18 protein-coding genes are annotated in these 24,353 nt (G+C 43.3%); 10 read left to right on the top strand and 8 right to left on the bottom strand.

The features are described 5' to 3' along the window. The first annotated feature begins 126 nt into the window (after positions 1-126). The 5 genes from msrA (at position 127) to J8L84_RS14885 (ending at position 5,207) form a co-directional block, all read left to right on the top strand. Positions 127-720 (top strand): peptide-methionine (S)-S-oxide reductase MsrA, encoded by a 594-nt coding sequence (gene msrA, locus J8L84_RS14905; protein WP_211071365.1) that lies wholly within the window; start codon positions 127-129, stop codon positions 718-720. A 186-nt stretch (positions 721-906) separates the two neighbouring features. Beyond that, entirely contained in the window at positions 907-1,695 is a 789-nt protein-coding gene (locus tag J8L84_RS14900; protein WP_211071364.1) for a transporter substrate-binding domain-containing protein, read from the top strand. A gap of 216 nt (positions 1,696-1,911) precedes the next feature. After that, positions 1,912-2,511, top strand: coding sequence for a molybdenum cofactor guanylyltransferase (locus J8L84_RS14895; protein WP_211071363.1), 600 nt, complete (start codon positions 1,912-1,914; stop codon positions 2,509-2,511). Between the two features lie 210 nt (positions 2,512-2,721). Next, entirely contained in the window at positions 2,722-4,008 is a 1,287-nt protein-coding gene (locus tag J8L84_RS14890) for a beta-propeller fold lactonase family protein (protein ID WP_211071362.1), read from the top strand. 263 nt (positions 4,009-4,271) lie between these two features. Beyond that, positions 4,272-5,207 carry an alpha/beta fold hydrolase gene (locus J8L84_RS14885; RefSeq protein WP_211071361.1) on the top strand — a complete coding sequence of 312 codons (936 nt, stop codon included), beginning with the start codon at positions 4,272-4,274 and terminating at the stop codon, positions 5,205-5,207. 183 nt (positions 5,208-5,390) lie between these two features. Here the strand turns inward: J8L84_RS14885 and J8L84_RS14880 are convergent, their stop codons facing one another. The 5 genes from J8L84_RS14880 to manD all read right to left on the bottom strand — a co-directional run bounded on the left by J8L84_RS14880 (position 5,391) and on the right by manD (position 12,594). Beyond that, positions 5,391-7,199 (bottom strand): EAL domain-containing protein, encoded by a 1,809-nt coding sequence (locus J8L84_RS14880; RefSeq protein WP_247670805.1) that lies wholly within the window; start codon positions 7,197-7,199, stop codon positions 5,391-5,393. 303 nt (positions 7,200-7,502) lie between these two features. Further along, positions 7,503-8,318 (bottom strand): hypothetical protein, encoded by an 816-nt coding sequence (locus J8L84_RS14875; protein WP_247670813.1) that lies wholly within the window; start codon positions 8,316-8,318, stop codon positions 7,503-7,505. 74 nt (positions 8,319-8,392) lie between these two features. Further along, entirely contained in the window at positions 8,393-10,183 is a 1,791-nt protein-coding gene (locus J8L84_RS14870) for a transporter (RefSeq protein WP_211071360.1), read from the bottom strand. A gap of 13 nt (positions 10,184-10,196) precedes the next feature. Then, positions 10,197-11,333 carry a Gfo/Idh/MocA family oxidoreductase gene (locus tag J8L84_RS14865; protein WP_211071359.1) on the bottom strand — a complete coding sequence of 379 codons (1,137 nt, stop codon included), beginning with the start codon at positions 11,331-11,333 and terminating at the stop codon, positions 10,197-10,199. 43 nt (positions 11,334-11,376) lie between these two features. Beyond that, positions 11,377-12,594 (bottom strand): D-mannonate dehydratase ManD, encoded by a 1,218-nt coding sequence (gene manD, locus J8L84_RS14860; RefSeq protein WP_211071358.1) that lies wholly within the window; start codon positions 12,592-12,594, stop codon positions 11,377-11,379. A 138-nt stretch (positions 12,595-12,732) separates the two neighbouring features. Between manD and J8L84_RS14855 the strand changes: the two genes are divergently transcribed. Beyond that, entirely contained in the window at positions 12,733-13,785 is a 1,053-nt protein-coding gene (locus J8L84_RS14855; RefSeq protein ID WP_211071357.1) for a LacI family DNA-binding transcriptional regulator, read from the top strand. 94 nt (positions 13,786-13,879) lie between these two features. Here J8L84_RS14855 and J8L84_RS14850 read toward each other — a convergent pair whose 3' ends face one another. After that, the gene (locus tag J8L84_RS14850; RefSeq protein WP_211071446.1) at positions 13,880-14,257 is read right to left on the bottom strand and encodes a phosphate ABC transporter substrate-binding protein; all 378 of its coding nucleotides are present in this window, start codon (positions 14,255-14,257) and stop codon (positions 13,880-13,882) included. Positions 14,258-14,821: 564 nt separating this feature from the next. Between J8L84_RS14850 and J8L84_RS14845 the strand changes: the two genes are divergently transcribed. After that, positions 14,822-15,073, top strand: a complete 252-nt coding sequence (locus tag J8L84_RS14845; RefSeq protein ID WP_211071356.1) for a hypothetical protein — start codon at positions 14,822-14,824, stop codon at positions 15,071-15,073. Positions 15,074-15,148: 75 nt separating this feature from the next. On the opposite strand, the gene J8L84_RS14840 is transcribed toward J8L84_RS14845, so the two are convergent. Next, positions 15,149-15,391: a YdcH family protein gene (locus tag J8L84_RS14840; protein ID WP_211071355.1), complete on the bottom strand. Its 243-nt coding sequence runs from the start codon at positions 15,389-15,391 to the stop codon at positions 15,149-15,151. A 46-nt stretch (positions 15,392-15,437) separates the two neighbouring features. Then, entirely contained in the window at positions 15,438-16,283 is an 846-nt protein-coding gene (locus tag J8L84_RS14835; RefSeq protein ID WP_057791123.1) for an enoyl-CoA hydratase/isomerase family protein, read from the bottom strand. A 420-nt stretch (positions 16,284-16,703) separates the two neighbouring features. Between J8L84_RS14835 and J8L84_RS14830 the strand changes: the two genes are divergently transcribed. The 3 genes from J8L84_RS14830 (at position 16,704) to J8L84_RS14820 (ending at position 24,273) form a co-directional block, all read left to right on the top strand. Then, the gene (locus J8L84_RS14830) at positions 16,704-19,274 is read left to right on the top strand and encodes a M1 family metallopeptidase (protein ID WP_211071354.1); all 2,571 of its coding nucleotides are present in this window, start codon (positions 16,704-16,706) and stop codon (positions 19,272-19,274) included. 347 nt (positions 19,275-19,621) lie between these two features. Further along, positions 19,622-23,671 carry an ExeM/NucH family extracellular endonuclease gene (locus J8L84_RS14825; protein ID WP_211071353.1) on the top strand — a complete coding sequence of 1,350 codons (4,050 nt, stop codon included), beginning with the start codon at positions 19,622-19,624 and terminating at the stop codon, positions 23,669-23,671. Between the two features lie 14 nt (positions 23,672-23,685). Further along, a complete protein-coding gene (locus tag J8L84_RS14820; RefSeq protein ID WP_211071352.1) occupies positions 23,686-24,273 on the top strand; it encodes a hypothetical protein in 588 nt (195 codons plus the stop codon). The last annotated feature ends 80 nt before the right edge of the window (positions 24,274-24,353 follow it).

Raw genomic sequence — 24,353 nt, 5'->3', positions numbered from 1 at the left:
CAGGGCTAAATGAAAATTCTACCCGCAATTATAATGTCTCAGAAAATGAAAGTTTTTAGGACTTAATCCGTTCTTTATTAGTGAGCTGTATGTCTTTATCTTCGATAGTTAATTTTAAGGTTAATAATGAAATCTATTTTGCCCGCATTATTGTTAAGCACGTTTATCGCTGCCCCAATTGCCACTGCTGACGAGACTATTCTGGCTGGTGGATGTTTCTGGTGCATGGAATCTGATTTTGAAAAATTAGAGGGCGTAACCAATGTGGTCTCGGGTTTTACCGGAGGATCAGTGCCTAATCCTACTTATAATGGTAACCATAAGGGGCATTATGAAGCTGTGAAGATAACTTACGATGAAAGCAAAGTGTCGTATCGAGAAATACTCGACCATTACTGGGTGAATATCGACCCATTTGATGCAAGGGGGCAATTTTGTGATAAAGGCCCCAGTTATTTAAGTGCCGTATTTGTCGCTAACAATGAAGAACGTGCTATTGCACAAGACACTAAAAATGCGGTGAAAGCACAATTTCCAAATCAAACCGTGGTTACCCCAATTTTGGATTCATCGACATTTTATCCTATTAAAGGCGACGAAATAGGTCATCAAGATTTCTATAAAAAAAGCCCGGTGCGTTACAAGCTTTATCGCTGGAATTGTGGCCGCGATCAGCGCTTAGAAGAGATTTGGGGTGAGAAAGCAACAGGTAAGTCTTAGTTACTTGCTTCTTGTCATCATTATTATGTAATGCTGCGGTAGACTTAAATACAGGTCTGCTGTGTGCAGCATTGCGCGGTTTTTACTTTTATCTCGTTATTTTTTCTTTATAGTAATTTAAAGTATAGCTAATCGTTGTTTAACACTAAATAGCGATGAAATAACCAAAACGGCTGGATGTAGTACATGAAAAAGTGCGTTGTAATAAAGCTTATCTTGCTGTGTTTGGGGCTTTCGTCTTACTTTAGTGTGGCCGAGCAACTCCCAAAGGCGCCACCGCTTGATAGCGATACCCTATTAACTACGGGTTCAAGTTACTTCCCTTATGTTGATGAAAATGCGCAAGATGGTGGCTGGTCTGTTTCCTTGGTAAAAGCTGTTTTCAAGCACATGAATACCCCCATTTATATCGACATTTTACCCTGGCAACGTGGTTATAAATGGGCACTTGAAGGCAAGTATCAAGGAACATTTCCCTATGTTCATACCGACGAACGAGCCAAGTCGTTTATTTACTCTAAACGCATTAATTCAATTCCCGTACGTATTTACACCTCAAAAGAAATGAAAGTTAATACATTAGCTGATGTGACAGGGGCTCGCCTTTGTTTGCCATATGGTTATAGCTTAAGCAGCGAACAGTCAGAGTTTATCAAAGCATATAAGCTTTCTGTTCAACGAGCGGCTGATGCAAGAGGCTGTATTGTTCAAGTATCAAAAGGGTGGGGCGATATAGGCTTTACTAATGGTTACTTGCAAAGAGATCATAATTCAAAACTCCTTGAAGTATTTGACAGTGTCAGCATTATCGATATTCCTGTAGCCACTATTCCGCTTTACTATATTGTTTCTAAAGAGCTTGAAAATGCGCAGGCGCACATCGATGAATTTAACGCTGCATTAGCACTCATTGAACAGTCTGGCGAGCGCGGCCAAATAGATGCGCGTTTTGAAGCCATAGCCAATCAAAAGTAGTACCGGTTGAAAATGTTTCTAGCCATTAAGCGCTTCTATTGCACTTAAGCAATCGTACTATGCGTAATAGATAGCCTCATTCAATTACCGTAAATCGCCAACTACATTGAGCCTAGGCTAATGTTAATTGACTGAAATTTATGATTATCCGCATGCTAATAGCATGATAAGGTTGGTTGGAGTTGTGTTAAAAGTAGTATAGGGAAAGGGGGCGATATGGCCATTGATGGTGTAGTACTAGCAGGTGGGCTTTCAAGCCGAATGGGGGAAGATAAGGCGCTTTTGAAACGTGATGAGCGCGATATGCTTACTTACACTGCGGACTTAGTTTCTTCATTGCCTATTGAGCGTTTATTAATTAGCCGAAATGAAGCGACTACTGTTAGTTGCCAGCCTAATAAATATGCTGATAACTACAAAGTGGTGAATGATGTAGTGGCCAATATTGGGCCTTTGGGCGGAATATATTCTGTTGCTAAACAAAGCAACGCGGATGCACTGATTATCACGCCAGTCGATTTGCCCCTGTTGCGAAAAGAAGATTTAGAGCAGCTTATCGACAAAGGCACCAGCGCAAAACGGCCTGCTTATTTTTCCCATCACTATCTACCCTTGTTTTTGCCGTTAACGACAGAGGTTCGACAGTACCTTGAAGGTGTTGTTAAAGGGCAAGTGCCGCAACGTTCAGTCAATACCATGTGTACAAATTTTGATGCAATTGAAGTCTCGCCGGAAAATAACGCGCGGTTAACCAACGTGAACACACCAGCGCAGTGGGATGCCGCTAAAAAATTGCTATCATTGGCCGGAAATTAACGACACTTCAACGAACATGACCGTACTTGTTAGTGTGTTTATTCATCAGCTAGCTTATGATTTAAACGGTTGTTACCAAGCAGCTCATAGTAATCGACTTGTATAAAATAGCTTGTACCAAAACGCTTGTGCTAAAACGTTAGTAAGACAAAGTTCATCAATTACACCAAATTCAATATTGCTCGTTCAATACATTTAAGGGTTAACGCAATGCCTTGTATCTCTTTACCATCCGCTAAATCTTTTATGCAGATAGCTGGCTTTTGCATTGGCAGCGTAGTGGTTTCTTTCACGGTAAGTGCCGCTAATGTCGAGCGCCAAGCCAGCGTTAGAAACCAAGCCTCGGCGAATGGTCAAGAGCTGCAATCCCCCAGCTTGGTTAACGTTGAACGCTATTCTGAAGCAGATGTTAGCCATCCGGTTCCTCAATTCAAGGTGGATGCAAGCTGGCCTAAAATGCCGAAAACATTGATTATTGGTCAGGTGCCAGGGTTGTCGGTAGATAAAAACGATAACCTGTGGTTACTACACCGACCGAATTCACTAAGTAAGCTTGATGTCGGGCTTACCAACAATATGGGTCTTTGCTGTGAAGCTGCCCCTCACGTTTTACAATTTTCACCACAAGGCGACTTACTGAATGCGTGGGGCGGGCCTGAAATATCACCTTCAATAAATGGTGAAAACCAGTGGCCAGCAACGGTCCATGGATTATACGTGGATGATGAAAATACGGTGTGGTTGGGCGGAAATGGTGACGGTGACCATGTGGTGCTTAACTTCACGGAAAAAGGGGAATTTATTCGCCAGTTTGGTACTCGCGGTAAAACAGACGGAAACTTAAGTAAATCAACGCTAGGTAACCCTGCCGATATTTTTCATAACACCCACACTAATAAAGTTTTTATTGCTGACGGGTATATAAATAAACGGGTGACGGCGTTTAACACAGAGGCCAACGAGTTTGACCAATTATGGGGCGCGTACGGTACAGCACCTGGCGGCGGCACCCGTGAAGGTGCGTTCGATGTTTCTCAAGCCACGGCGAATGCCAGTGCTACTAGCACACAAGCACAAAACTTTGGTGATATCGTACATTGTGTTACTCAAGCAAGTGACGGCAGAATATATGTGTGCGATAGACGAAATAATCGGATTCAAGTATTTAAAGCTGATGAAAGCGGCACGGTTAATTTTATGCAAGACGTGGTAGTGGCGGGCGAAACCGGCGGCTTAGGCACAGCCTCAGATATCGCGTTTTCGCCCGACAATAAATACATGTACGTGGCCGATATGATGAATGGTCGCATTTGGATTTTATTACATGAGAACTATCAAGTGCTGGGTAGTTTTGGTCGACCTGGTCGCTATCCGGGGCAGTTTACTTGGCTTCATAGTGTGGTAGCTGATAGCGAGGGTAACCTGTACACCTCAGAAGTCAGTACAGGCCGACGAGTACAAAAATTTGTACTAACCGGCCTTGAGGCTACTCAATAAGATTAATCAACAAAGCTAATCAATAAAGCTGGGCAACAGAGCTAGCGCTAGACATAAATCCAAACACTTAGCACTCGCGCTAAACCGAAGAATAAATAGCAGTAATAGGGATGACAATGGCTCGCCATTCAAGCGTTAAATCATATTGTGTAAGAAGTAAGCGTAATAAAAGTTTGAGCCTTGGGGCTACTCTATTTATTAGAGGGGCATTTGTCAGAGGGTTATTTATTAGTAGGCTGTTCACTACAAAGCTATTACGTTCAATGCCAGTAAGTTCGGTGCTAGCAACATCAGTGTTATCAAGCGCATTACTATTAAGCACAGTAGCTGATGCCAAATTAGATGTAGCTGAACATAATCAAAGCCTAAGCCATTCTGCAGCCTCAAGCCAGAGTGTAAACTTAAGCCAGAAGATAAACTTGAGTTCGGGTGCCAATGGGGTACTGGAAAAGTCTGGTTGCACTGTAAAAAATGAAGCCAGTCGTGAGGTAAAAGGCGCGGTACTGCTAATACACGGTTGGGCAGGGCAAAAAGATGAAGTGGGCGACTTATATAAAGATTTATCGCACCAGTTAAGCGCGCATTGTATTGCTTCTGTCAGGTTTGATGTTCGAGGGGAAGCGGAACGTGAAGCAAGTAATTATACGCTATCGAGTACCTTTAAAAGCCGGGTAGAAGATGCGCAGGCCGGGCTAGATTACTTGCACGCGCAGTATCCTAACACGCCATTGGTGGTTGTAGGGTTTAGTTTAGGGGGCGCGACGGCTATGGAGTTGGTTAGTACGCACCCTAAAACCTTTGATGGCATGGTGTTATGGTCTACAGCGCTAAACCCGAATGAAATAGTGACGAATAGTCAAAACTTTAAAGAAGTTCGACAGGCTTTAGAACAAGGGCAAAGCACATTAAAAAGCTGGGTTGATTTAACGCTCACCAGAAAGCATTTGTTGGGCATGTTGGGCTACAATCCCATTCGAAACTTAGGTGAATTTGAAGGGGAACTATTAGCGATAAGAGGCTCGAACGACTATTTACCCGCTCATGAAAAGGTTATTTTTGATGCGAGTAATGCGGTGCGTGAAGATGCCTATTACATAGGTGGCGCCGATCATATCTTCAACGTATATGAACCTAATAAAAGCAAAAAAGAAGAAGTGCTGAATTTATCTGTTAATTGGATCAAGCAGCTACTAAATTAACGAAAGTTGCTGTTTCAGCAAAAGACTGAAACCATCAATTGAATAATTAGTTTCAGAAAGTCCAGCTCACAAGGCCCAGCTTAGAGCGCCCAGCTCAGATAACTCAGCTAAGAACGCCCAGCTCAGAAATGTCAGATCAGTAAACAAGAGTCGAATAAAGGCGAGGATATAAAAGCTGCTGTGTTAAGTGTTACGGCTTTTCAAAAATTCCATTAACGCGTTTTCGGGTAAGGGTTTTGACCAGAAATAGCCTTGCCCCATGTCGCAGTCAAGTAACAGCAGCTTTTGTAAGGTCTCTTCATCTTCAATTCCCTCAGCCACCGTCTTCAAGCCTAAACTGGCTGCCATGTTGATAATGGCGCCTACCAAAGACTCATCGTGCTCCGAGAAACACAACGGGCTTATAAACGATCTATCTACTTTAAGCTTTGAAGCGTTAAAGTTTCGAAGATAACCCAAGTTAGAGTAACCCGTACCAAAGTCGTCAATGGCAATGGTAATGCCAAGCTTGCTCAGTGAAGCGAGTTGCTTTTGTATTTGCTCGGTTTCATCAATCAACAACGATTCGGTTAACTCTAGTTCTAATGCTTCTGGAGGTAAGCCCGCTTCATACAATGCACTTTCAATAGTGCGTTGAAGCTGGCCATCTTTAAATTGCATCACCGATAAATTTACTGCCATACGTATATCAGAATGTCCCTGCTGGCGTAATTGGGCACAAAATTGGGTGGCTTGACGCACTACCCAGCTACCTAACTCATTAATTAAGCCACTACTTTCTGCCAAGGGGATGAATAAGTCTGGCGGGATCATACTCCCATCAGGTTGAGGCCAGCGTAGTAATGCTTCTAGGGTTTTAATGTTGCCACTCTTTAAATCTACGATGGGCTGGTAGTGCAGCTCGAATTGTTGTTCACTCAGCGCTGGGCGCAAGAGTTGTAGCATTTTAAACTTGTTTTCGCTGGCTTTGTCTAAACTCTCATCGTAATGGTGATAGGTATTGCGGCCATCTTGTTTCGCTTTATACATAGCGATATCGGCTTTTCTGCATAGCTGCTTAAAATCGGTGCCGTCTTTTGGTGCGCTAGCTGTGCCTAATGAGGCTGAAACCCTTACTTGGTTTTGAAATATATCGAAAACAGATGCGCACTGCCCAATCAGAGCATTAGCGAGCGATGTCAACTCATCACTTTCAGGGTTGAAAGGGGCAATAACCAGAAATTCATCACCACCGAAGCGGATGAGATATTGTTTTGGCGACAAGATTTCTGTGAGCTGTTGGGTAAGTGATTTAAGCAATTGATCGCCCGCCGCATGGCCTAACGCATCGTTAATTGGCTTAAAATTATCTAAATCAATAAACAGTAATGCTAATGACTGCCCATGTTCTTCACACTCGCTTAGCGATAAATTAAATAGGGTTTCACCATACAGCCGATTAGGCAAATTGGTTAGGCTGTCGTGGTGCGCCAAATGCTGAATTTGCGTGCGACTTTGCGCCACTTTGATATTTTCGCCCTGAAGCGATGCCATTAAGTCTTTGATATCACTAACTAAAATGTAAACACTAAAACCTGTGACGATAAATATCACTAGTGTGAAAATTAAATGCTCCCAACTAGTTGAAGGAATATGGGGTGTAATAATACCTTGGAGCGACAACCCGACAATAAGCACACATTGCAAAGTAACAAAAGAAAGTAGCGTTATGAACAAGCCTACACCGCCTAAAATAGCGGCGAAAATTACTAGGGTGGGGTAACCCAAAATAGCTATGTCGAATAACCCTGCACCGGTTGCAGCTAGGGCGAACAACATGGAAGATAATGACACCAGCAGGGTAGATGCTGAGGCAAGTACTTTATGTTTATATGCGAACACAAACGCGGCAATTAAGCAGGTAAGGCCGACGGCAATAATAATAAAGGTAACATTGCGCGCCACAGAAAGAGAAGCCACCAGCCCGAGGGCGGACACTCCACAAATTTGCATGAGTCTACGACGACGTATTTGATTAAACGCGTCTTTATCTATGGTTAAAGCAAAATTTGGAATTGTAAGCTCTTTCTAGTGACTAATGGTATTGAGAGATATATTTATAATAGCGCACTTTCCTGGTAGGGTAGATTAATTCCAGCGCTTGTATTAATACCTTGTGCTGCTTGCCGATACTTTTGTGCAAAGTGAGAATGTGCTATTGATGGTGTAAAAGCACTTCTTGGTTGCTAGCCCTGCTGCTCTAACAATTTTTTACTCTGCCACTCTGCCACTCTGCCACTCTGCCACTGGGCTAGTTCAATGTATTTGCTTCAATACAGTAGCCACTTCTATTGACACTTTTTCATACTCTACCGATTCCACAAAGCCTATGGAAAATGTTTTAGGCGTATTCAAAAACTTGTTTTTTTCTTGGCGGCCAAAGCCGAGCACAGTCATGTAAGGACGGCTTACGTAGTTGTCGGGGTGAGTATCATCGTCATGGTTTAACAAAAAAATCATTCGTGGAGATGATTCATCGCCAAAGGCATACCATTCAGGGTAAGGTAAATCGCCCTTGAATGAATCATTGATAGGGTGGCGTATTTCAGTAGCAGAATTATACCAAAAGTCGGTGTCATCCATGCTACCGCCTGGCACACCTTCATATTGCACCCAATAATGATAGCCGGGGCTTACCGTTTTCATTGTGAAATCACAATGGGTAGGGTAAAAATCCCACTGGCCAACCCATTTCCCGTTTGCTGAGGTAAATGCTATACGTACATGGTTCTCATGCTCGATAAGAACTTCACCGTTGGCATTGTCAGTGCCAGCATTCATAGCATGAAAATAACTGCCGTCTTGTTTATGGATGGCATTGGGGAAGCCGCGGTATTCACCTTTGTGGCCTGAACCCTCAATGTTGTTAAAACCAATCCAGTCTACCCCGTCTTTATCAAGCATGCTCGATAACCCACCACCTTGCTTTTCAAGATAGTAAGTGGCCGACGGGGTTGAAATAATATAGGCAGGTACAGGCCCAGCCGACTCATCTATACCCTCAGTTAAGTTTACCCTGTAATTCTCATCACTCATTAAGCAACCGAAAAGCATGAGAGAAAGTAAACCCATACCTAACCAGCGTGCCAATGTTTGTAGGCTTGATACACAAGCAAAAAACTTGCTTATAAACGCGGTAAATAGCTTTATTCTAAGCATGGTTTTTTACTCAATGATGAGGTGGCCGTAGTCGTCTCTTTTTTAGCACTGTGTTTAAGCAGTAAACCTATGGTTAACATGATAAAAGCGCAACCTAAAAACATGAGTCTGCCCCACAGAGGATTAGGAATTAGCATCATAACGAGCATGCCCGCACTCATAATAATAACCATAACTCCTAGTTTATTGCGTTGTTGGCGGTCGTAATCGTCTTGCTCAAAATCTGCAATTACTGGGGTTTCCACATCGTCAAAGAAACGCTCGGTTTCTGCTTTATGCGCGTCTTTTTCGGGGTTGTAAAACAAGGAGGTTGCACAGAAAAAGCCAGCGGTAATAACCAGTTGAGCAACGATAATAAGCATGAGATTAAGATCGATTGACTCACGGCGAGTAAGTGCTTGTTCTAGCCCAATCCAGCTAGCAAAAAGCTCAGGGGTGAACACATTCATCATTAACCAAGAAACGGTTAGGCCTATGGCGACGGTTACCCAAGGCGCCCACTGGGGCGTTCTTTGAATAAACAGGCCAAATATTAAGGGAATGAGTAGCGGAACTTGAATCATCGTAGATACATTCATCATCAACTCAAACAAACTTAGCTCTTTTAATGATTTAAAGAACAGTGCAACGGCGATAACCATAATACCGCTAATAAAACTGACTAAACGGCTAACATTCAACAGGTGTTTATCTGACACTTGTTTCTGTTTTTTAAGCAATAAAGGTTGGTATAAGCTTCGTACAAAAATACCCGCGTTTTTATTAAGCGCTGAATCCATTGACGACATAGAAGCCGCGAATAACCCCGCCAGCAACAACCCAACAGTGCCAAGGGGCATGGCATTACGGGTGAATACAAGATACACCGCATCGCCCGCTTTATTGCCTAACTCAGGGTAGGCGGTTGCGGCATCAGGATACAAGATGGCCGATGCCCAAGGGGGAATAAACCAAATAATACTGCCAACGCCCATCAATACCATGGCAAGTAATGCGGCTTTTCGTGCGTTAATGGTGTCTTTTGCGTTTAAAAACCTAAACGAGTCGTTCAGGTTCATAATGGTGATCAGTTGTTTTGCCAAAAAGAAAACAAAAGTGCCAACAAGCAATAGGCCGTAGTTCATGTCGGGGCCCATAACAAAATCTACAGGAAAATCAGTTACTAAAGCAACGGGTCCACCTACTTTTACAAGCGCTACAATGGCGCAGGCTATCGAGATAATTGCCACAATAAGGGTTTGTACAAAATCGGACGCTACCACGCCCCAGGCGCCAGACAATACCGAGACAAACAGCACGGTAAGGCCAGTAGCAATAATCGTTAAACTTATATCGGCATTAAATACGGCACTAGAGAAAACACCAAGGGCGTTTAACCACACGCCAGCGTTTATCATGCTAAAGATGATCAGCGCCCAAGAGAAAAACTGTTCGTTCTGACTACCGAAGCGACGTTTAATGCCCTCGGTGGGGGTGTCGACACGCATTTGTCTAAACCGGGCTGAAAAGTAGAGCCAGCCACAAAAATAGGCAAACGTATTAGCGAAAAATACTAAGCTTATGGCGAATCCGTCGCTAAAAGCTTTCCCCGCTGCGCCTGTGAAGGTCCAAGCGGAAAATTGTGCCATAAAAGCGGTTGAGCCAACCATCCACCATAGCATTCTACCGCCACCACGAAAGTAGTCGCTGGTGGAATTTTTGGCCATCGATTTAAACGCAAAACCGATACCGAGGATCAGTAAAAAGTACCCTGCAATAACGAGATATTCATAGACCATGGGACACCTTTAATTACAGTTGGCTAACGTCTATCCAATTGTCATTTCGACGAATGAGATCGATGAGTTGCTGGTATTGCGCACCTTCTTTAAAGGTTTGATAAGGCGCAACGGTTTCACCTTTCACATCGCTCACTAATTCGCGAATTAAATAGCGCCAATTACGTTCGGTGTCACCTTCGCCTTCGGGAGTGTTGTCTATGATGTCTTGCGGTAGTGGCAATTCAGTCCACTGGTTGTTTTCATCATAATAATAAAGTGGGCCGCTGGCATAGTGACCTTTTATAAAGATGGCACTCTTGCTGCCGTAAACAACGATATGGTCGTCGGTAAAGCGGGGTTGTAAACCACCATGTTTAAACAACACCGAGACCGGTTTTGCTGCACGTTCACTTTTTAACTGTGCAAGCACGGTGTACGACCATTCTACATTCGACTCCCCCCATTTGAGGTTGGGGTCGCTAAGGTCATTGGGAATAAAGTCGCGGCGCTTTTTGAAGTTATGTACGCCTTCAACAATCGGGGCTTTGCCCAAGTCATCACGTACTTCCCCCATTATCGATAAGATTTCTTCACCCACAATGGAGGTGACAATTGAAAGCTTATGGGTAAAGTTGTTATTTAAGCGCCCGCCACCGTCTTCTTTGCGGTGCGACCAGCCAAAAGGAATGTCACGCTCTAAGTTAAAGTGTGAAATACACTCTACTTCTAGTGGCTCACCAATCACTCCTTGTTCCACTAAACGTTTGGCGTGAATAACATGAGGCATATAGCGAAAGCTAGAAGCAAAAGCGGTTTTCACCCCTTTTTCTTCGGCTAATTCATACAGTTTCTTAGCAGAATCACCGGTGGTAGACAGAGGCTTGTCACTAAATACATGACAGCCAAATTCAATAGCTTGAATAATGGGCGTTTCGTGGGCGCCGCCGGGGGTGGCAATAGACACTATGTCTGGCTTGCAATCTTCAAGCGCTTGTTGCCAGTCGGTACTGAAGTAAGGTATTGAAAGTTCTTTCGCTACGTTCTCTACGACGCTTGGGGTTCTGCCCACAATACCAACCACTTCTGCACCCGCATATCTAAAGGCTTCTGCATGCCCTTGGCCTGCAAATCCAGTGCCTTGAATTAATACCTTAATAGGGTTACTCATGTTCTTTCCTTTATCGAATTTGTTATTACAGCGCTAAATAGCTTTACCAGTTCCACACAGTGCCATCTTCTAATCGGCTCACCGGTAAATAAGAGCGTTTGTAAGGGTATTTTTGCGCTGCTGATTCATCAAAATCTACGCCCAAGCCGGGTGCGTCTAAAACGGCTACCGTACCGTCTTTAACTTCATAGCGATGGGGGAATATTTCGTTAAGTTGTGCATTACCAAAACCAACGAACTCCTGAATACCAAAGTTTGGTGCCCAGATATTTAAATGCATATGGGCAGCAAAGCACACTGGCGATAAATCGGGTGCTCCGTGAGGCGCGGTTTTCACATTATAAATATTGGCAAAATCGGCAATGCGGCGAAGGCCGGTTATACCGCCCGCATGGGTAGCTGCTGTACGGATATAATCAATAAGCTGATCTTGAATAAGGTCTTTGCATTCCCAAATGGTGTTGTAGGTTTCACCTATGGCCAGTGGGGTAGTGGTGTGATGCCTAATTACCTTATAGTTTTCTTGGTTTTCAGCCACGGAAGCATCTTCAAGAAATAACAGGTTATAAGGCTCTAATAGCTTACCCAGTCGCGCCGATTCGATAGGGGTTAGCCGGCTATGCACATCATGAAGTAGGTGAACGTCATTGCCTAAGCGGGCACGGGCTTGCTTGAAAAGGTCTTCCACCATATTAAAGTATTTTAGGGTAGACCAAGGTTCTTCCGGAGGGAGAGGGCGGTTGCCTTGTAATTCAAAGTAGTCTTTCTTATCGCCAAGCACGCCGTAAGTAACCCCTAACCCGGGGATGGCAGTTTGCAAACGTACGGCTTTGAACCCCGCATCAATATGGGCTTGCGCTTTATCAATGGTCTCTTCAATAGTGTCGCCGCTCGCATGTGCGTACAAGGTGACTGCCGTACGGCTTTTTCCGCCCAGCAACTGATAAACAGGCATATTAGCGGCTTTGCCTTTTATGTCCCACAATGCCATATCAATAGCCGCAATGGCGGCCATATTTATCGGGCCTTTACGCCAATACACCCCTTTGTAAAGATATTGCCAGATATCTTCGATGTCGTGAGCGTCACGGCCAATTAGGCAAGGCGCAATATGCTCTTCAAGGCAGGTTGCCACCGCCATTTCTCTGCCATTTAGCGTAGCATCGCCAATACCGTAAATTCCGCTATCTGTAATGACTTTCACGGTAACGAAATTACGTCCCGGACTGCACACAAATACCTTAATTTCTTCAATCTTCACCAGTCTTCCCTCTGCTTAGGATGAAAATATAAAACGTTTTAGTAAAACGTTTTAGTTGACTAAACCTAGCATACAAATGCATAATGTCAACAAGTTGTTAACAATGGTTCAATGAACCTCAGGCTCTTCGAAAAAGCTATGCAAAAAGTGAAATTGGCGGATGTGGCGCGCCTAGCCAAAGTGTCGAACAGTACGGTATCTCAGTACATTAATGGGCGTTTCGACTATATGTCGAAGGAAACTGAGCTTCGAGTTCGGGCTGCTATTAAAGAATTAAACTATACGCCTAACCGCTTTGCTCAAGGTTTAAAAACCACTAAAACTAAGACAATAGGGGTTATCGTTCGGGATATTACCGGTTTTGATACCAGTCGAACTATTCGTGGTGTGGACGACTTCTGTAAAAAAGCGAATTACAACGCACTTATTTACAACACTGATTTTGATCCCGTGGTTGAAGCCAAGTCGCTAGAGGCATTATTTCAGTTGCAAGTAGACGGAATAATCATAGCGTCATCGGGTAAAAACAATGGCCTCATTGAAGAGTATATTCATAAGGGGCTGCCCATAGTCCACGTGCAATTAGAGCATGACGGCAGCGAGAAGAATCTTGTTTTATCTGATTACCGCAAAGCCGCTTTTGATGCCACAGACTATTTAATCAAATTGGGGCATGAGCGAATTTGTTTTGTGACACAAGAATTCCAGAACGTTAAATCGAGGAATGAGCGTTATTTAGGTTATACCGATGCGCTTAAAAAGCATGGTATTCAATACAACGAGGCGCTAGTGCAGTATTGGCAACGAGAAACAGGATTTGAGCATTCACCAAAGGAAATTCTTCAATCAGATGCGGCACCTACCGCGTTTTTTACTCAGCATCTTGCCATTACTACAGAGCTTTTAGCGCATTTAAACCAGGAAGGAGTGAGTGTTCCTGACGATGTTTCTTTGTTAGGTTTTGATGATATTCCCATGACAGAGTTTTTCAAAGTACCTGTTACGGTAGTAAAACAAGAACCCTACATTATAGGAAAGGAAGCTGCCCAACTTCTTCTTGAATTGATAGAAGATAAAGACAGGCATTCACAAAAAATTATGATTTCCTGTTCCGTAACACAAAGAGACTCTTGCGCTAGCCCCCCCAAAAAAGGGGGGGCGATAAACGCTAGCGGAATACGTGAAGCGTGATGTGAGGCGTAGGAATATCACTTTACTTATTGGAAATAAAAAAGCGCTTTCAATGTCCTCATTAAAAGCGCTCTTGTTGCGTTAGTTTATTTGGTTAGAAGCTACCGACTACCGTGACAGAGTCGTTCGCTAAACTCTCATCCACAAAGCCAATAGTATTGGGATTATCAGCAACAAGTTGCAGCATTTCTTCTTGTGTAGATACCTCTTCAGGAGGTGTGCCTTGGCCAGTAAAAACTAATTTAGACCAAAACGCAGAATATTGGCTCTCTGACTTACCTAAAACGCCCGTGTTAAAGGCACCACGAACTTCATTACCTTGTTCAAATGTTAAAGGAAGTGCTTTGCTACCGTCAGGAAATGCTTTCATTTTACCAAGGTAGATTCTTTTGACTGCTTCGGCATCGATACCCGACCCATTTTTTGCACTAACGATAATTACGTTTGCTGCACTTACAGGAAGTGCAAACATTAAACTAAGTAATAGGACCGCTTTCGCTTTCATTTTCATTATTCCTTAAAATACTAAATCTAAAGATACTGCTATTGCAGGGAGCATTTGCTCTATCGTAAGGCGTTAGCGCCGCTGCATCTGTGTCGTCGAATCTAGCATGTATCCTGCTAGGTGCGATAATATGAATTCATTCTTCGAACTCAGAATAGTATAGGTTCGATGTATTATCAGTGAAAGTTTACGAAAAATCTTAGACCTTCTGTACTGAGCGTTAGTATGCCTCTTCCTTAATCAACAAAATAAGTAAAGAATCAAGCTAAGGTTACGGCAAGTCCATGTTAACTATCGCTAAACTGAATACTTCATACAAATGACTGAATACAAGTATAAGGATAGGTTCCTTGTTATCATAATAGGTGAAGTTTTCGCGAACTTCCATTTATGGCAGGCTAAGCGTGAACAAACTTGATTGGTATGTTGGTGTATTATCTAAGATTAACCAATGTAGAAAGGTTTCTTATTACATCTACAGATGTTCAAATTCATCTTTGTGGTAAGCAAATTGATTAATAAAGTGGGAATATGGCAAAACCGAACAAGAAAGGGCCAGTTCGAACGGTACAAATAACCTGTGCGAAATGCAAAACGCCTATTTTCAAATACCGAAAAGGTGGCAAAGGCGCGCTGGTTAAGTGCTTTAAAGAGCGTATTGTTGAAGATTATACCACTACACCCTGTATATGCCCTGGGTGCGAGCAACCCTTTGCTCGGGAAGCCACAATAAGAGGCACGCCTGCGTTTAAAATTATTGGTGGGAAAGTGCATATGAAGTAGTGGCAAAGCGCTCGAGAGGTTAACGCTTCACCACTATCTAGAGGAGGTGATTTCTACTCCTTTAACGGTAGAAACTTATATCGCGGCCTGTAATTTTTCGTACAGCGTATCTTTTAGCACGGCACGATCATGCTTCAATTGATGCAATGTTTCGTCGGTGGTTGGGCCGCCCTTTAGCTCAAGTTTGCGAATTTCTTCATCTAAAGCGTTGTACTGTTTGTTTTCGCTGGCAAACGTACTGTCACTTTCTACCAGTTTCTCAATGGTATCTTTGTATTCGGGAAAGTCAGATTGCAATGAGTGAACTTCACCTAACATAATATGCTCCTAAAATTTTTCGATGCGTTAATTTGATTGGATAGTGTTATTTAATATCTTGTACGGCGACGACTAGATCATTCCAATTACGTTGATTTTCCATGTCGTATTCCATGCCTTTAATGTCTGCTTCGTTAAAACGTTTAACAGCGGGGGTTTTACTGGTGGCTTGATATAACCAGTAAGCTTCTGCACGTAACGCTTCATCTATAGGCTTGTCGATAGATTCGTATACCGCTTGTTTACAGGCATTAATCGATTCTGCGGGAAACAGGGCAATGCGTTTAGCTAGGGCATCGACATAAGGACCAATTTCGTCAGGCTCCAGGGCTTTATTAATGGTGCCGTAAGCTTCGGCTTCATCGGCGCTGAAATCACGAGCACTTAGAATAATTTCTAGGGCGCGGCCTAGACCGGTTTGACGCGCCATGCGAGACGCACCACCGCCGCAAGGCAATATGCCCATGCCGACTTCCATTTGCATAAACTTGTATTTACCACGCGCGGCGAATCGCATATCGCAGGCCAGTGCAAATTCATGACCGCCACCTCGGGCAAAACCTTCAAGTTTAGCGATCGTGGCTTGAGGTAATTTGCTAATACGTTCTAATACCACTTGAAGGTCGAGCAATTTTACATCGCCACGTGCTACCGCTTCTGTAGACATGTCTTTTAGCAGGTTGGTGTCATAGTGACATACCCAAATTTCAGGGTTAGCTGATTGAAATACCACCACCTTAACGGTGCGGTCGCGCTCAAGGCGCATGGCAAGACCCATTAAGTCTTCTAACATCTCTTGACCTTGCACATTAACAGGGCCGAAATCGAAAGTAATGGTGAGTATTGCACCGTCTTGCTTTGCGGTAAAAGTGGTGTAGCCGTTATAAGCCATGCTCATATTCCTCTGGTCGCATTCGTTTTTTAATTCATTTTTTAGTTGTGTTTAACTTGCCAATGAAAGACTAGCAGCGATTGAGTGGCTTAATAATCGGTAAAACCGTGAATACAGTTTATGTTTTTTGTTGAAGGTAACAGCTAAATAGGGGATAAGTTGTGATTCAGACACAAGAAAACGGGGGGATATAAAGTGTAAGAGGAATTTTATAAGTTGAACGAACTATCTGTTGCGCTGGACATTTTTCGTAACAATTTCAAATATCATTTGCGACTGCCTACGTTGCGTGACACGCTAAAGCTGATTATGCTCCTTCGCGATTATACTTAGGGCAATGCTCCCTTTTTACGGGCAATACTCTCTTTCAAAGGGAATACTCTCTTTAAGGGGCCCCCTCTCTACATGGAATTATAAGATATGAGACGAATCATAACGTTGTTTAGTTGTGTTTTGGCGCTGCTAACGACTCAAGTGTTAGCAAAAGATGTGGAATACCGTTTACCATCTTCCGTTACGCCAACCTTTCAAGACATTCATTTAAACCTAGATCCTGATGCACCAAACTACTCGGGTTCTACCCGCATTAGCATTACGGTTAATTCAGCCACAAAAAAAGTGGGCTTTTATCAGCAAGACCTTACCGTTACACATGCCGAGCTTAGTCAAAATGAGCGCGTAATAGCACTTAATGTTGAACAAGGTGAATACAATATTAATTGGGGCATGGCTGAAGCTGACATTGCGCCGGGCAAATACACCCTAATCATCGACTTCGAAGGCAAGGTGAATACGTCATCTGATGGCATGTATTTGTCTCGTTTTGAAGAAACAAACTACATCTTTACGCAGTTTGAAGATATGCATGCACGTAAAGCTTTTCCTAGTTTCGATGAACCCGCATTTAAAATACCTTATCAAATGACCATCACGGCGCCCGAAAAACAAGCGGTGGTATCGAATACGCCGGTTGAAAGCCATGATGTCAGCGAAGGCATGCAAACCGTTAAGTTTGAAAAAACCAAACCTATGCCAACCTACTTAATTGCTTACACTGTAGGGCCATTTGATAGTGTTGAACTAAAAGGTTTGTCGGTACCAGGTAAAATCTACGTACCTAAAGGCTATGCAGACAAAACTAAGTTTGTGGTGAAGCACACCCCTGAAATTTTAGCCACGCTAGAAGACTTTTTCGATATTAAATACCCTTACAAAAAGCTCGATTTTGTCGCTGTACCTAACTTCACTCATGGTGCAATGGAAAACGTTGGGCTAATTACTTACCGCGACAGTTTGTTATTGCTAGCAGACGAGCCGGGTTTAACAGAACGTAAAGGCCCGCTTAACGTTATTGCACATGAACTGGCGCATCAATGGTTTGGTAACTTAGTGACCATGGCATGGTGGGATGATTTATGGTTAAACGAAGCATTTGCCTCGTGGGCGGCAAGCTACACCATGATGGAACTTTACCCAGAGCTTAATTTTGCAGATCGTATTGTGCAAGAGTCTGCGTTTGGTGCCGATGCTAGCCCTACGGTTAAACCAGTTAAAAAAGTAGTGCGCACTCAACCAGATGTTATGGATGGCTTGGGGCTGAACTACTCAAAAGGCGAGTCTATTCTGCAAATGATAGAGTCGTTAATTGGTACTGAAAAGTTCCGTGAAGGCGTGCGTAACTATATGAATACCCATGCATGGGGTAATACGGTTGCTGATGATTTGTGGGCTGCACTTGATGGTGTATCAGACATTAATTTAAGCGCCATGATGAAAGCCTATTTAGAACAACCTGCTTACCCACTGATCTCTATAGACGATAAAGGTACTATTACACAGGAGCGTTTCCATTACGCGGGCGCAACCGTAGATGCACAAACGTGGGCAGTTCCGCTTAAACTTACTTATAAAGTAAACGGTGCAATAAAGCAGGAATTGGTATTTATTGATAAAGCCAAAACTCAATTGCCTCAACTTGCTGAAGCTGACTGGGTTTTCCCTAACGATAACGCCACAGGCTATTTCCGCTGGGCAATTACAAGTAAGCAACTTGATAACTTACTTGGCGATTTGAATGTGCTTAACAACCGCGAAAAGAAAAACGTGCTTTATAATATGCAAGCATTGCTTAACGCGGGTAAAGTTAACATTGATAGCATAATGCCAGTATTAAATGCCTTGGCGAAAGATAACGACCCAGTTGTTAAACGTGCTGCGGTAGGTGTTTTGGCTGAGTTTGATTACTTAGTTAATGATGACAATAAAGCAAATTATGCTGCATTGTTGAATCAAGAGTACTTGCCTTTGCTAAACGAGCTTACGCTTCAGCAAACTAGCGATGAATCGGAAAGCGTTATTAGCCTACGTAACCAGCTTTACAGCCTGCTTGGAAATAGAGCAAACAACGAAACCTTGATTAAGCAAAGTGAATCGCTTGCTAAGCAATACATTGAAGATAGCAGTGCCGTTCCAGCGGGTATTGCCGGTACCGCTATTGGGGTTACTACGAAGCATAGTGAAGAAGCGCTATATGAAACATTGGTAGCTGCATTTAAAAAAGCACAACTTCCTAATGTTAAACGCACCTTGCTTTATTCAATGCGCTATACCGATGAAGCCACGGTAAATAAAATGCTAGATTTAGCATTAACCGACGACATTACTCCGGCGAATACACTTTATATGTTGGTAAGAGTCTCGCGCAATTTAGAGCTTAAAACCGCCTTGTACAAATGGTTAAACTCAAATCTAGATGCATTAATTGCAAAGATGCCAGATTACCATGTATCGCGTATGCCTGAATTTGTATCAACTACCTGTAGTGCTGAAAACGTAGAGATGGCTAAAGCATTCTACGAGCCAATCAAAGATAAGCATGAAGGCATGGCCCGTAGTTTCGACATTATGTTGGATGAATCGAAACAGTGTTTACGTTTAAAAGCGACATACCAAGAAGACTTTAATAAATTCTTAGCCAAATACGGCAACTGAATATAAGATTAAATTAATATCTTTATAAATCAACAGTATTACTGTGATTCGACGCAAGAGGCTGCCATCCGGCAGCCTCTTTTTTATTTTCTACCTCAAAATGTCACAAAAGAGAGCACTAAGCGTCAATTTTGTTACAAGGCCACTTTTTACACAGAATTTGCACAGTTAGTTTTACCTGTACCGAAGTACACTTGAGTTAAACAAAAAATAAACTTATTTAACCAGCGTAAGTTTATGATTTTCATTGTTAAATAAAAAACTGATATTATTTTGCACAAGTTCTTGCTGTGTATACGCAAGTATATAATTTAATACGTTCCTAAAAAAAAGTGGACAATAACAACATGGCACAACTGGGTAAACAAGGGCGAGCGAAGTTGAGTAAGTCAGCTTTGTGCGTAAAATTAATATTGGGTAGTGTGCTAACTCTGCCACTTTCTTTTAACGCTTTATCAGATGTAATTTGGGAAGAGAACTTCGACGCAGCCGCATTAGACGGCAAGGGAGCCGTTGGAGGCGACACTGTTACTATCGATATGGATGACGTATCTCGCTGGAGTATTGATGTTTCAGATGCTGATTTAACGGCGGCTTCTGATTGGTTTAAAGTCGATGGCGGTCAATTAAGTGCTCGTGATGTAGATGGCGAAGCAGTGTGGTTGTCAGAAGTTATTGTTGTTAATGGCTTGACCGACTTGCAGCTTGATGTCGAAGTATCAGAAAGTGGTACGCAAGAAGACTTAGATTATGTTGATGTGATGTACTCAGTTGATGGTGGAGAGTTTGTCTTAGTCACTAATACATTGGGTACAGACACTCATACTCTGGTAGATGACTACACTGGTATAACCGTTAATTCTGCTATTCCTGATGCAAGCACGGTTCAAATAAAACTCGCTATGAAGAACAATGCTGGGACAGAATCTCACTTTGTAAACAGCGTTGTTTTATCAGGCTCAACTGGCTCAGAAGACGACGGTAGTGAAGGAGAAGGCGGCGATGATGGTGAAGTATCTGACGACACACTTCGTACGTTAACCGAAAGTTGCTTTAACTGCCCTGATTTAACTGCGGTTAAATTACCCAGCGAATATGTTGAAGCTGATTATTATGCACAGCTTGATACCGCAATAACGAACAATGAAAGCGCTGAAACACTTAAAGCGCTGGCACAAAATATTATCTCGCTAGACCACCATCAGCTTTCTTATTCAGAAGCATGGACAGCCCTTACCGATACCGATCAAGACCCAGCCAACCCAGACAATGTAGTATTGTTTTACATGGGAACGTCGTTAGCTAAATTTAGTAACGGTAGCGGTACCCAAAGCAGCAACCAAGATAACTGGAACAGAGAACACGTTTGGGCTAACAGCCATGGTTTCTCTAGCAATAGCCTTGCAGCCTACACCGATATTCATCACCTTCGGCCAACCGATATTTCGGTAAATGGTTCTCGCGGTAATTTAGACTTTGATGAAAGCGATGGCGAATTATCGGAAGCGCCAGCGAACAGCATTGATAGTGACTCTTTTGAGCCTCGTGATTCAGTGAAGGGTGATGTGGCGCGCGCAATGTTTTACATGGACGTACGTTACGATGGCAGCGATACCAGTGAATCGGAAGAAGATTTGGTATTGGTTGACCGTTTAACCAGCACTGACGAAGCGGCACATGGCAAGCTTTGCGTATTGTTGCAGTGGCATGAAAGCGATCCAGTAGATGAATTCGAGGAAGAACGAAACAGTAAAGTTTTCGAATTCCAAGGTAACCGTAACCCGTTCATTGATAAGCCTGAGCTTGCTTCACTAATTTTCAATGCAAGTTGTGATGGCAGTGACGCTGGTGATTCAGATGGCGGTGGTTCAGACGGTGGTGATACAGGCGGTTCAGACGGTGGTGACTCAGATGGAGACACTACGGACGGAAGCACAGGTTCAGGGCATGCAGTATTCATTTCTGAATACATTGAAGGCAGTAGCTTCAGCAAGGCCGTTGAAATTTATAATGGTTCTACAGAAGCCGTAGATTTAAGTAACTATAAACTTAAGCTGCTTTCAAACGGCGCAACCGCAGTAGGTGATGAGAAAGTACTAGCGCTTAGCGGCACATTAGCCTCTGGTGCCGTGGCTACCTTTAGTCATGAGAGTGCTGATGACGCACTGACAACAGGTTCAACGCTAAGTAGCTTTGTGATGAACTTCAATGGTGATGATTACATCGAGCTAAGTTACGGCGATGTGACTATTGATGCTGTGGGTACGTTTGGGGTAAAAACTAACTGGGGTAAAGATGTAACCCTAGTGCGTAAAGCTTCTATTACCGAAGGTAATGCAACACGTAATGCGGCATTCGACCCAGCCAGTGAGTGGGACAGTTATAGTCAAAACACTTTTGATTATTTTGGTTCACATAACGGCAGTGTTGTAGACCCCACAGATCCAACCGACCCCACAGACCCAACTGATCCGACGGACCCTGTTGACCCAGTCGATCCGGTAGACCCAACGGTTGAATTGGTGCTTGTCAGTGAACTACAAGGCGAAGGTGATGCTTCACCATTAGCTGACACAACCGTCATTATTGAAGCGGTTGTGACTAAAGTAGCTGAAGACTTATCTGGTTTCTTCGTTCAAGAAGAAGCGGCTGATTCTGACGGTAACGATGCGACTTCTGAAGGCGTATTTGTATATGCCACTTCGCTCGACACTTACCCTGCGGTAGGTGACGTAGTGCGCATACAAGGTGATGTGGTTGAGTATAACGACTTAACAGAGTTTTTATTAACAGGTGACGTTGAAGTGCTAAGTGCGGGCGGCAGTGTGTTATACACCGAACTTAGTATGCCATTTGGTGCTGATACCAACCTTGAAGCCTATGAAGGTATGCAAATTACCTTTACACAGTCTTTGCTAGTGAATGATGTGTATAACTTAGGTCGTTATGGTCAGTTTAACGTGGGTTCTGAACGCGTGATGATCCCCACTAACCAATATCCTGCGGGTTCTGCTGGCGCGCTAGCATTAGCGGAAGAAAATGCCCTCAATACGTTATTGGTAGATGATGCTTCAAACAGCCAAAACCTAGATGGTATTCCATTCCCAGTAGGTGGGTTAACTCATAGCAATCCGCTTCGCTTAGGCGATACGGTTGAAAACCTAACAGGTGTCATGCATTACTCGTTTGGCGAGTACCAATTATTGCCTGTAACTGACCTAGAGTTAGTACGCACCAATGCACGTACAGCTTACCCATTAATCGGCTTAACTGGCGATGTGAAAGTGGCTAGCTTTAACGTACTTAACTATTTCGATGGACCAGACTTCCCAACGTCTCGCGGTGCCACCAATGAATTTGAATTGGTACGCCAAGAAGCAAAAATTGTTGCAGCATTAGCGGCAATGGACGCAGATGTTGTTGGGCTTGTAGAAGTTGAAAATGATGGGCACGGTGAAGATTCTGCTATTGCAACGCTAACCGCAGCGGTAAATGCTGAAATGGGCGGCGATGTTTATAGCTATGTGTCAATTGCTGAAGCGTTGGGTACTGATGAAATTGCAGTAGGCATGATTTATAAGCCTGCAGTAGTTACACCATTTGGTAATGCAGTGACGTCGTCTGAAACACCGTTTGACTATGGTAACCGTCAACCACTTCTTCAATCGTTTACAGTGAACGCCAATGGTGAAGCATTTACTCTTGCCGTAAACCACTTTAAATCGAAAGGAAGCTGTTCTAGCGCTACAGGCGATAATGCCGATTCAGGTGATGGCCAAGGCTGTTGGAACGCATTGCGTACCGATGCGGCAAACGGCTTGGTTGCTATTGTAGAAAACAACAGCGATACCTTGTCTGACCGCTTGTTGATTATGGGCGATTTGAACGCGTATGCCGCAGAGGAGCCTATTTTGGCCCTTGAAAGTGCAGGCTATACCAACCTAGTTAACACCTTTGGTGGCGACTCGGCGTACTCATACACCTTTGGTGGCGAGCTAGGTTACCTAGACCATGCACTATCAAGCCCTAGCTTAACCGAATATGTGGTTGATGCGACGGTATGGCACATTAACTCAGATGAGCCTCGAGTGTTTGATTACAACGAAGAGTATAAAACTGACGCGCAAATCACCGATTATTATGGTGCTGATGCGTATCGCTCTTCTGATCACGATCCAGTATTGGTAGTGCTTAACTTCCCAGATGCGGTTCAACCTGGCGATTTTGATGGCGACAACGACGTAGATTACAACGACATTATGGCGTTCTACGGCTTGTTCTTATCAGGTGGTGCGAACGATTTGGCGAATGATTTTAATAACGATGGCATGGTTAACTTCTTTGACCTTAATGCCTTGATGGCCATGTGTACCCGCGCTGGTTGTGCAGTAGAATAAGTAGGAATTAAAAAATGAGAAAATTTATTATTGGTTTATTTGCACTAATTGGTTTTAGTGCTCAAGCAGCGGTTATTAACATCAGCACTGATCAAGCATCGTATAACGTGGGTGATACCATAACTGCCAATGTTTGGATTGATATTGTCGAATTACAAGGTAGTAATCTGGCACAACCAATTATTGGTGGTTTTGTTATGTCATTGATGGCAGATACCGCAAGCCTTTCATATAATGCTGATTCAATTATGTTTGGTGATAAATTGGGTACAACTGCGCTTGGCGCTATTTTTCCAGCAGGATTGGGAATGTATTCAATACAGTCTGCTGCGTTTACCCCTGACGTGTTTTTCTTTCAAGCTGGCTTAACGTCTTTCGAACTTTTCTCACTTGAGTTTACCGCTTTAAACAGCGTTTCAGATGCGTTTTTCGGTCTCACTGCTAGTGTGAGTGAGTTTGGCTCATTGGTAGGAACGCCGGTATCAACTGCCTCAACAGAGTTTTCTGTTGAAGCGACCTCAGTACCCGCGCCAAGTACAGGTGTTTTAGCACTACTTGCTTGCTTCGGTATGATGGTATCGCGGGTTAAGGCTCGTCGCTAATCGAGATATCCTAGCGATAAAGTGAAATAAGCTTTTTACAAAGCGTTTTAATAAAACCCAGCATCTGCTGGGTTTTTTAT

Origin of the sequence: Alteromonas sp. MMG017, from assembly GCF_018100795.1 — a bacterium.
In the GTDB taxonomy this organism is placed as follows: domain Bacteria; phylum Pseudomonadota; class Gammaproteobacteria; order Enterobacterales; family Alteromonadaceae; genus Alteromonas.
This window is presented reverse-complemented; position numbering and strand designations above follow the sequence as displayed.